13 protein-coding genes are annotated in these 7563 nt (G+C 65.5%); 11 read left to right on the forward strand and 2 right to left on the reverse strand.

The genetic code is table 11. The features are described from left to right. Positions 1-609: 609 nt before the first annotated feature. Complete coding sequence (locus tag APY03_RS26345) at positions 610-891, reverse strand: type II toxin-antitoxin system YafQ family toxin (protein WP_011114071.1); 282 nt, start codon at positions 889-891, stop codon at positions 610-612. Beyond that, positions 878-1141, reverse strand: a complete 264-nt coding sequence (locus tag APY03_RS26350; protein ID WP_011114070.1) for a type II toxin-antitoxin system RelB/DinJ family antitoxin — start codon at positions 1139-1141, stop codon at positions 878-880. Before APY03_RS26350 ends, APY03_RS26345 begins: the two co-directional genes overlap by 14 nt. Before the next feature lie 172 nt (positions 1142-1313). Here APY03_RS26350 and APY03_RS26355 point away from each other — a divergent pair, with 172 nt between their 5' ends. The 11 genes from APY03_RS26355 to APY03_RS26405 all read left to right on the forward strand — a co-directional run bounded on the left by APY03_RS26355 (position 1314) and on the right by APY03_RS26405 (position 7555). Then, the gene (locus APY03_RS26355) at positions 1314-1742 is read left to right on the forward strand and encodes an antirestriction protein (RefSeq protein WP_011114069.1); all 429 of its coding nucleotides are present in this window, start codon (positions 1314-1316) and stop codon (positions 1740-1742) included. A 44-nt stretch (positions 1743-1786) separates the two neighbouring features. Next, positions 1787-2005 (forward strand): hypothetical protein, encoded by a 219-nt coding sequence (locus tag APY03_RS26360; RefSeq protein ID WP_012478187.1) that lies wholly within the window; start codon positions 1787-1789, stop codon positions 2003-2005. 11 nt (positions 2006-2016) lie between these two features. Further along, positions 2017-3225: a hypothetical protein gene (locus tag APY03_RS26365; protein WP_011114068.1), complete on the forward strand. Its 1209-nt coding sequence runs from the start codon at positions 2017-2019 to the stop codon at positions 3223-3225. Positions 3226-3241: 16 nt separating this feature from the next. Further along, positions 3242-3499, forward strand: a complete 258-nt coding sequence (gene korC, locus APY03_RS26370; protein ID WP_011114067.1) for a transcriptional repressor KorC — start codon at positions 3242-3244, stop codon at positions 3497-3499. A 157-nt stretch (positions 3500-3656) separates the two neighbouring features. Beyond that, positions 3657-3893: a stable inheritance protein KleA gene (gene kleA, locus APY03_RS26375; RefSeq protein ID WP_011114066.1), complete on the forward strand. Its 237-nt coding sequence runs from the start codon at positions 3657-3659 to the stop codon at positions 3891-3893. Between the two features lie 208 nt (positions 3894-4101). Further along, positions 4102-4428: a KleE stable inheritance protein gene (gene kleE / locus APY03_RS26380; protein WP_011114065.1), complete on the forward strand. Its 327-nt coding sequence runs from the start codon at positions 4102-4104 to the stop codon at positions 4426-4428. Between the two features lies 1 nt (position 4429). After that, positions 4430-4759: a DUF2761 domain-containing protein gene (locus APY03_RS26385; protein ID WP_011114064.1), complete on the forward strand. Its 330-nt coding sequence runs from the start codon at positions 4430-4432 to the stop codon at positions 4757-4759. Positions 4760-4865: 106 nt separating this feature from the next. After that, positions 4866-5174, forward strand: a complete 309-nt coding sequence (locus APY03_RS26390) for a transcriptional regulator KorA (protein ID WP_011114062.1) — start codon at positions 4866-4868, stop codon at positions 5172-5174. After that, entirely contained in the window at positions 5171-5935 is a 765-nt protein-coding gene (locus APY03_RS26395; RefSeq protein ID WP_011114061.1) for a ParA family protein, read from the forward strand. The genes APY03_RS26390 and APY03_RS26395 overlap by 4 nt, the downstream gene beginning before the upstream one ends. Continuing rightward, positions 5932-6981: a transcriptional repressor gene korB gene (locus APY03_RS26400; protein WP_011114060.1), complete on the forward strand. Its 1050-nt coding sequence runs from the start codon at positions 5932-5934 to the stop codon at positions 6979-6981. Before APY03_RS26395 ends, APY03_RS26400 begins: the two co-directional genes overlap by 4 nt. A gap of 178 nt (positions 6982-7159) precedes the next feature. Beyond that, a complete protein-coding gene (locus APY03_RS26405) occupies positions 7160-7555 on the forward strand; it encodes a DNA-binding protein (RefSeq protein WP_232324415.1) in 396 nt (131 codons plus the stop codon). Positions 7556-7563 lie beyond the last annotated feature (8 nt).

The following is a 7563-nucleotide window of genomic DNA, read 5'->3' on the forward strand; positions in this document are numbered from 1 at the left end:
CGTACCGTCACTTATTGCACTGAAAACGAGGAGACCCCCTTATCCATTGACACTTGAGGGGCGGCCTCTTCGCGCTTTTCCTTGGCGTGACAACGGTTTACGCGCGTTTTTCGGTCATGCTAACCAGGTTTTTAACCGTCTTTATAACCTTTTTATATAACCAGGTAGTTTTAACCAGAGGCTGGCGAAAAAAACGGCAACACGGCCCAAGCTACCGCGCAGCATGACCGGCCGCCGAAGGGGGGAAACCCCCCTTCTCGATCCCACCCGGCCGCAAGCGGCCTCCCATCCCCCCAGGGGCTACGCCCCTCGGCCGCCTTGCGGCCTCACCCCACAATGGAGCGCCTTCGGCGCTACGGCTTAGGAGAGCCAGGCGCAAGCGCCTGGCGGAAGGCAGTAAGTTCGAGAGCTTGCGAGGGGGCAAAGCCCCCTCACACTCCCCAACCAGGTCGCCGCGGTTCGACCGGCCGCGCGATCCTCAAGCATCGCAGCAGCTCCACCGCCGCAGGTTTTACGCCAAGGAAGGGGGTCGGCCAGCTCGGCCGGTGGCGCGGAAAGCGCCCCTCAAGTGTCAATGAAACGTGAGACGCGGGGCCAGGCCCGCGCCGATCACAAGCCGAGTTCGGAGTGAGAGCCGAGGCGCACCAGGCGCAGCGTGTCGGCGTCGGGCTTCTGGTAGATCAGCACCAGGTCGGGCTTGACGTGGCAATCCCGGTGATCCTTCCAGTCCCCGGTCAGCGCGTGGTCGCGGTGCCGAGGTTCCAGCGGCTGGTCGTCGGCGAGCGCGACCAGGACGGGCACCAGGTCGGCGTCGAGCGTGGCCCGGTGCTGCCCTTTCGCCTCGCGCTTGTAGTCGCGCTTGAACTGGCCGGTGCGCTCAATCTGCCGCATGCAGATCGGCCATCAGATCGTTGACGGTGGCGAAGCGCGGCAGCTTGCCCTTGCGGGCTTCCTTCATCGCCTCGATGGTGGTGGCGTTCGGAATCAGCGGCTCGAAGGGCAGCGCCTTGTCCTGGGCCACCTTCGTGAGCAGCAGCCGCACCGCGTCGGACACGGTAAGGCCCATCGCGGCCAGGACGGCCGCCGCTTCTTCCTTGATCGCGCCGTCGATGCGCGTTTGTACGAGCTGGTTTGCAGCCATGATTGGTTCTCCGGTTGGGTTCGTGAATTACATTGTAATGCACGCCAAGGGAAAGGGCAAGGTTTAGCGGCTAAAACGTTTAGCTAAAGTGCTTGACGATTAGGACATTTTGCCCTAATATAGCACTTGAAGGCCGGGCATTTCGCCCAGGTCAACTACCGGAGAAAGTCCGATGAACACCCAAGAGCAACCCGTTACCGCTTCCCTGGTCGCCGAGGCCCAGCGCCTCGACTTCCTGCCCGCCTACTTCGGCCCGCGTCTGATGATGCGCGGCGAGGCCCTGGTGTATGCCTGGCTTCGCCGGCTCTGCGAACGCTACAGCGGCGCGTATTGGCACTACTACACCTTGTCGGACGGCGGTTTTTACATGGCCCCCGACCTGGCCGACCGCCTGGAGATCGAGGTGGACGGCAACGGCTTCCGAGGCGAGTTGTCGGCCGACGCCGCCGGCATTGTCGCAACCCTGTTCGCGCTGGGTCAGCTCGCGGCCGAGGCCGCCGACACGGACGCCGGCGATGCCCTGATCGACCGCTATCACTTCCTGCGCGGCTTCGCAGCCAGCCACGCCGAGGCGGCCGCGATCTACCGGGCTATTGACTGATGAGGGGCGGCCCCGGCTTCGGCCGGGGCTTCCAGGAGGCGACCATGACCAGGAACAACGCTCCCCAGGCACCGACGAACAGCTACGCGACGGACGGCAAGTGCCACAACGCCGAGCCGGGCACCTACGGCCACGAATGCGGCAAGCCGGCCGCATGGATCGGCACGAACCACAAGGGGTTCAGCTCGGGATTCTGCGACGACTGCAAGCGCCACGGCTACGAAGCCCGCGACGTGATCGCGTGGCGGCGTGCTGACACTTGAGGGGCCGGCCGATGGCGAAGAAACGCAAGACGCCGGCCCAGCCGGGCCAGGACTGGAACGCGCCGGCGGCCGAGCTGCTGGCCGAGCTGCCCACCGACCGCGACGAGCTGCTGGCCGCCGCCGTGGCGGCCGTGGTGGAGATCGACGCGGCGATCATGCGCGGTGACGGTGCGGCCGCCGAGGCGGCCAGCGACCGATACGAGGCCGTCATCTGGAAGATGAACGGCGGAACGCACGTGGGCAGCATGGCCGACCACGACGCGCCCGGCCAGGTCATCGAGCGCCATTGCGCGGCGGTGCCTGGCGACGTGCCCTTGTGGGGCCAGCGCGGCCAGTTCCTGGTCGCGGATGGCGACATGCGCGCCCTGGTGGAGTACGAGGCCGGCTACGGCGGGCCGCTGGGTGCCCACTTCCAGTTCCACGTCATCGACCTGGACAGGCCGTTTATCTCCGAAACGGGCTACCGCTCGCACTTCGACACGGCGCAGGGCTGCATGACGGTGGACGAGGTTGCGCGCGGCATCCTGGCTGCGCAGCGAGCCGAGAAGAAGCGCCCGGTGATGGTCGAGGCCAGCTACCGCGACCGCCTGGCCGATGCTCCCCTGCCCGCTTGGCTGGCCGGCTTGGAGCCGCCGGCGCGGCGCGCACCGGCGACCGTCCTGGTGCCGCCGGGGTTCGTCCTGGTCGATGTGGTGCTGCCCTCGCATCGGGCCTTCATCGCCAGGCGCTGGGCGGCCGAGGCCGCGACCAGGATCAAGGCGGCCAGGGCCGCCGGGTTGGACGCCAAGGGAAAAATCACCGGCGCAGGCCCGGAGCGAGATCCCGCATCGCCAGAAACGACGATGACCTGCAGCATCGTCAAAGCCGACGATGCCGAGCCGGGCGAGGGCGGGCCTGTATCGCCGGAAACAACGATGCCGCGAGCGAGCGCGGCAACCTGCAGCATCGCCAGGAATGGCGATGGAGGCCCGGCCGACCTGGTGGAGTTCAAGCCCGGCCAGCGGTGCGAGATCGTGAGCGTCCATCACCCGGTTTTCGACCGCTACATCGGCAAGCGCATCATCATCGTGAAGGTGCATCCCGACACCCGCCAGGTGTGGGCGCACGACGACAGGCCGGTAACGTACAAGACCAATCGCGCAGGCCGGCGCGTGGTCGATTCAGACCCGAGCTGCATCCAGTCGATCTACGGCTTCGACCAGTTGCGGCTTATCACTTGACCAGGAGAACGAACGAATGACGAACGACGCCAATATCCGGCTGGAGTGCTTGAAGCCGGCCGAACGCTGGGCGCAACCGACCGGCGAGGAAGTCCGAGAGGTGCTGCGCCTGGCCGGGTTCAGCGGCAGCAAGGCCGCGAAGGCGCTGGGGCTGGGCGCGAAGGGCGACCGCACGATCCGCCGCTGGATCGGCGAGGACACCCCGATTCCCTATGCGGCATGGGCGATCCTGTGCGACCAGGCCGGGCTGGGCGTGATCTGGAAAGAGGATTGACGCCAAGGGAAAGGTTTTAGCGGCTAAAGTTTAGCCTTCGGATTCCGGTAAAGCGAAAAAAGTTTAGCTAAAGTGCTTGACAGGTTAGGGCATTTTGCCCTAATATAGCACTTGAAGGCCGGGCACATTGCCCAGGTCAACTACCGGAGAAAGTCCGATGAGCGACAACAAGATTATGCCCTGGATTGACGAGCTGGAGGGCGCGGCAGCGACCGACTTCCCGGCCCGCCGTGACGAGATCGCGGCCATGATGGCCGAGGCGGCCGAGCTGGTGTGCAAAGCCGAGGAACTGCGCGGCAAGGCGTACTTCGCCGGATGCTCCCTGGAGGGGCAGGCCAAGGGCCATTGGTCGATGGAAGCCGTCGAGCAGGCCAAGCGCCGGGCCGGCTGGTAAGAGCACATGGCCCGGTCGGCAACGGCCGGGCCTATCGAGGACGCCAAGAAGGAGTATTGCGTGAGCCGAGGCAAGATCAAGGGCGGCCCCAGGTGGAGGAACGCCCCGGAGTGATCCGGGGCGCTTGGCCTGGTGCTGGCACACCGTAACCATGCTTCCGAGTGGGAGCACCCAGCATTCAACACGTAAGCGCGTGGAGGGTCAAGCTATGTCCAACATCATCAAGTTCCCCAAGGAGATCGAGCAGCCCGCCGCGCCCGCGCCGGTGGAGCCTGCCGCCGCGTCTGCTGCCCCCAACAAGGCCCCCGGTGCTGGCCTGCTGGCCGGCCTGGTCAAGTTCGTATGGGTGGCGACCGTGCTGGTCTGGCCGATCCTCAAGTGGGTGCTGTCGATTGCCACCTTCTTCCAGTTCGTGCGGATGCTCTACCACTGGAACACGCCTGGCGTGTATGCCGGTTGGTCGTTCCTGGCGTACTTCGCGGTGCTGACCGCGATCACCTACTTCGTTTCGATCTACAAGCCGAAGGGGCTTTGACATGAAAAAACAGACCCTACCCTACCCGCCGGGATTCGTGGAGCCGAACACCGGCCGGGTGGCCGTCCTGGTGCGCGAGTACGCGGCCAGCGACTTGAACGGCGATGCGCCGGCCTATTGGTACAGCGCGCAATCCGAGGAATGGGGCCTTGACCCCTGGCGACTGGTGGAAGGCGTCGATCCGCACACCGCCGGCGGTCAGTTCGACGTGTGCTTTGCCAACGGTTCGAGCCGCACGGTCGGCCCGCTGATGACGTTCTTCATGAGTGCCGCTGACGCGGCCAGGTTGAACGCCAAGAAAGAAGATCACGCGCCCATTTTTAGCCGCTAAAACGCTTGACGCGGGCGGCGAGTTTAGCTAAACTTCTGCACATGGTCGGCGGCTGGCACCGCCTTTTGTTCAACAACCGGGTGTGGAGTTTATATGGGTGTTCTCCATGAAGAAACGGCTAACCGAAGCCCAATTCCAGGCGGCGATCAAGGGCCTGGAGATCGGGCAACAGACCATCGACATAGCGCGCGGCGTGCTGGTCGATGGAAGGCCCCAGGCCGAGTTTGTGGCCTCGCTGGGGCTGACCAAGGGGGCGGTATCGCAAGCGGTCAGCCGCGTGTGGGCAGTGGCGGGGGAAGTGCTCCCGCAGGGCTTCGAGCGGGTGACGGCGGTACTGCCGGAGCATCAAGCGTTCATCGTCAAGCGTTGGGAAGCCGACGCCAAGGGAAAGAGGAAACAGGAACCCAACTCATGAAAACACTGGTCACGGCAATTCAGAAAGGCGGTCAAGGCAAGACGTTCGCAACCTGCCACCTGGCGTTCGACTTCCAGGAGCGCGGCCTTCGGGTTGCAGTGATCGACCTGGACACCCAGGGCAATGCGAGCTGGACGCTGGCCGGCCACGACTCGGGCTATCCCGCCAGTCGCATGTTCACCGCCGGCGGCGACGAGCTGCGCGCCTGGTTCGCTGACCGGGAGGATGACGGCCTGGCGCTGATCGCGGCAGACGCCAACCTGGCGAACCTGGACAAGATGGAGCTTTCCCAGGCGGCCGCCGCGCTGCGGGCCAGTGTGGCCGCGCTGGGCGAGTTCTTCGACGTGTGCCTGATCGACACGGCCCCCTCCCTTGGCGTCGCCATGACGGCGGCCGTGCTGACGGCCGACTACATGCTGTCGCCCATCGAAATGGAGGCGTACAGCTTGCAGGGCATGAAGAAGATGGTCGCGGTCATCAGCAACCTGCGCAAGCAGAACCCCAAGCTGCGCTTCCTCGGCATGGTGCCGAACAAGGTGGACGCGCGGAAGCCGCGCCACGTCAACAACCTGGCGACGTTGCAGCAGGCATACCCGCAGCTCATCTTGCCGTTCAGCATCGGCGCGCGTGACAGCATCGCCGAGGCGCTGGGCGAGCAGATGCCGGTGTGGAAGATCAAGAAGACCGCCGCGCGGAAGGCCACCCAGGAGGTGCGTGCGCTGGCGGATTACGTGTTCACGAAGATGGAGATCGCGCAATGAGCGCCAAGACCAACGCCAAGAAGAAGGAGCAGGACAAGCCGCAATCGTCCGGGCTGGGCCTGGACGGGCTGGGCGACCTGGCCGGCCTGCTGAACGAGCAGCCGGCGGCCAACGCCGGCGGCGCAGGCCCGCAGGAGCTGCCGCTTGACCTGATCGACGAAGACCCGCACCAGCCGCGCACGGCCGACAACCCCGGCTTCTCGCCGGAGAGCATCGCGGAGATCGGCGAGACGATCAAAGCGCGCGGCGTGAAGTCGCCCATCAGCGTGCGCGAGAACCCGGACGCACCGGGGCGCTACCTCATCAACCACGGCGCGCGGCGCTATCGCGGCTCGAAGTGGGCGCACAAGACCACGATCCCGGCCTTCATCGACAACGACTACAACGAGGCCGACCAGGTTATCGAGAACCTGCAACGCAACGAGCTGACGGCGCGTGAGATCGCCGACTTCATCGGCCGCGAGCTGGCGAAGGGCAAGAAGAAGGGCGAGATCGCCAAGGAGATCGGCAAGTCGCCGGCCTTCGTCACGCAGCACGTCACGCTGCTGGACTTGCCCGAACCCATTGCCGAGGCGTTCAATAGCGGCCGGGGCAAGGACGTGACTGTCATCAACGAGCTGGTGACGGCCTACAAGAAGAACCCCGACGAGGTGGCCGCCTGGCTGGCCGACGACAGCCAGGAGCTGACGCGCGGCTCGGTGAAGCTGCTGCGCGAGTTCCTGGAGGACAAGCGCAGTCACGAGGACGGCGACCGTGATCCCAACACCGTCGATGCGCTGACCGGCAAGACCGACGCCGAGGCCGGCGACGGCGAGCAGGGGCCGCAGGATGATGACGCCAAGGGGAAGAAGGAGCCGAAGGAGGCCGACCCCGACAAGCTCAAGAAGGCCATCATCCAGGTCAAGCACGACGACCGGCCGGCACGGCTGATCCTCAACCGCCGGCCCCCGGCCGAGGGCTGGGCCTGGCTCAAATACGAGGATGACGGCCAGGAGTTCGAGGCCGACCTTGGCACCGTGCAGCTTGTCGCGCTGCTGGAGGGCTGACACGCCCAGCGCCGGGCATCGCCGACCACCGACCCCCACCCATCGCCCCGCCATCGAGCGGGGCTTTTTTTGCCCGCGTTTTAGCCGCTAAAAAAAGTTCAGCTAAACCGCTTGCGTAGTGTTGTATGTTGTAGTATGCTTCACGCTACAACATACAACCGGCCAAAGGAGGCCCGACATGGCGATCTCGAAGGAGCAGATATTTGCGGTGGCCGACGAACTGGACGCGGCCGGCCAGAACCCCACGCTGGCGAACGTGCGCAAGCAGCTCGGCAGCGGCAGCTTCACCACCATCAGCGAGGCGATGAACGAGTGGCGCGCACGCAAGGCCAGCCAGGCCGCCCCGATCCGCGAGCCGGCACCGCAGGCGATCACTGACAAGCTGGCCGAGCTGGGCGGCGACTTGTGGGCCGTGGCGCTGGAAATGGCGAACAACCGCCTGGCCGCCGAGCGCGAGGCGCTGGAGGCCGTGCGCCAGGAGACGGAAGCAGCGCGCCAGGAAGCCGCAGAGCTGGCCGACCAGCTCACCGGCGAGCTGGACGAGGGGTCTCCTCGTTTTCAGTGCAATAAGTGACGGTACGA

The sequence above is a fragment of the Variovorax sp. WDL1 genome (assembly GCF_001541225.1).
Taxonomy (GTDB): domain Bacteria; phylum Pseudomonadota; class Gammaproteobacteria; order Burkholderiales; family Burkholderiaceae_C; genus Variovorax.

What these genes read in the sequence shown, in the direction of transcription:
- kleA (WP_011114066.1), top strand. Translation starts at nt 3,657, where the DNA reads ATGAGCGACAACAAGATTATGCCCTGGATTGACGAGCTGGAGGGCGCG.
- APY03_RS26355 (WP_011114069.1), top strand. Translation starts at nt 1,314, where the DNA reads ATGAACACCCAAGAGCAACCCGTTACCGCTTCCCTGGTCGCCGAGGCC.
- kleE (WP_011114065.1), top strand. Translation starts at nt 4,102, where the DNA reads ATGTCCAACATCATCAAGTTCCCCAAGGAGATCGAGCAGCCCGCCGCG.
- APY03_RS26360 (WP_012478187.1), top strand. Translation starts at nt 1,787, where the DNA reads ATGACCAGGAACAACGCTCCCCAGGCACCGACGAACAGCTACGCGACG.
- APY03_RS26390 (WP_011114062.1), top strand. Translation starts at nt 4,866, where the DNA reads ATGAAGAAACGGCTAACCGAAGCCCAATTCCAGGCGGCGATCAAGGGC.
- korC (WP_011114067.1), top strand. Translation starts at nt 3,242, where the DNA reads ATGACGAACGACGCCAATATCCGGCTGGAGTGCTTGAAGCCGGCCGAA.
- APY03_RS26345 (WP_011114071.1), bottom strand. Translation starts at nt 891, where the DNA reads ATGCGGCAGATTGAGCGCACCGGCCAGTTCAAGCGCGACTACAAGCGC.
- APY03_RS26395 (WP_011114061.1), top strand. Translation starts at nt 5,171, where the DNA reads ATGAAAACACTGGTCACGGCAATTCAGAAAGGCGGTCAAGGCAAGACG.
- APY03_RS26385 (WP_011114064.1), top strand. Translation starts at nt 4,430, where the DNA reads ATGAAAAAACAGACCCTACCCTACCCGCCGGGATTCGTGGAGCCGAAC.
- APY03_RS26400 (WP_011114060.1), top strand. Translation starts at nt 5,932, where the DNA reads ATGAGCGCCAAGACCAACGCCAAGAAGAAGGAGCAGGACAAGCCGCAA.
- APY03_RS26405 (WP_232324415.1), top strand. Translation starts at nt 7,160, where the DNA reads ATGGCGATCTCGAAGGAGCAGATATTTGCGGTGGCCGACGAACTGGAC.
- APY03_RS26350 (WP_011114070.1), bottom strand. Translation starts at nt 1,141, where the DNA reads ATGGCTGCAAACCAGCTCGTACAAACGCGCATCGACGGCGCGATCAAG.
- APY03_RS26365 (WP_011114068.1), top strand. Translation starts at nt 2,017, where the DNA reads ATGGCGAAGAAACGCAAGACGCCGGCCCAGCCGGGCCAGGACTGGAAC.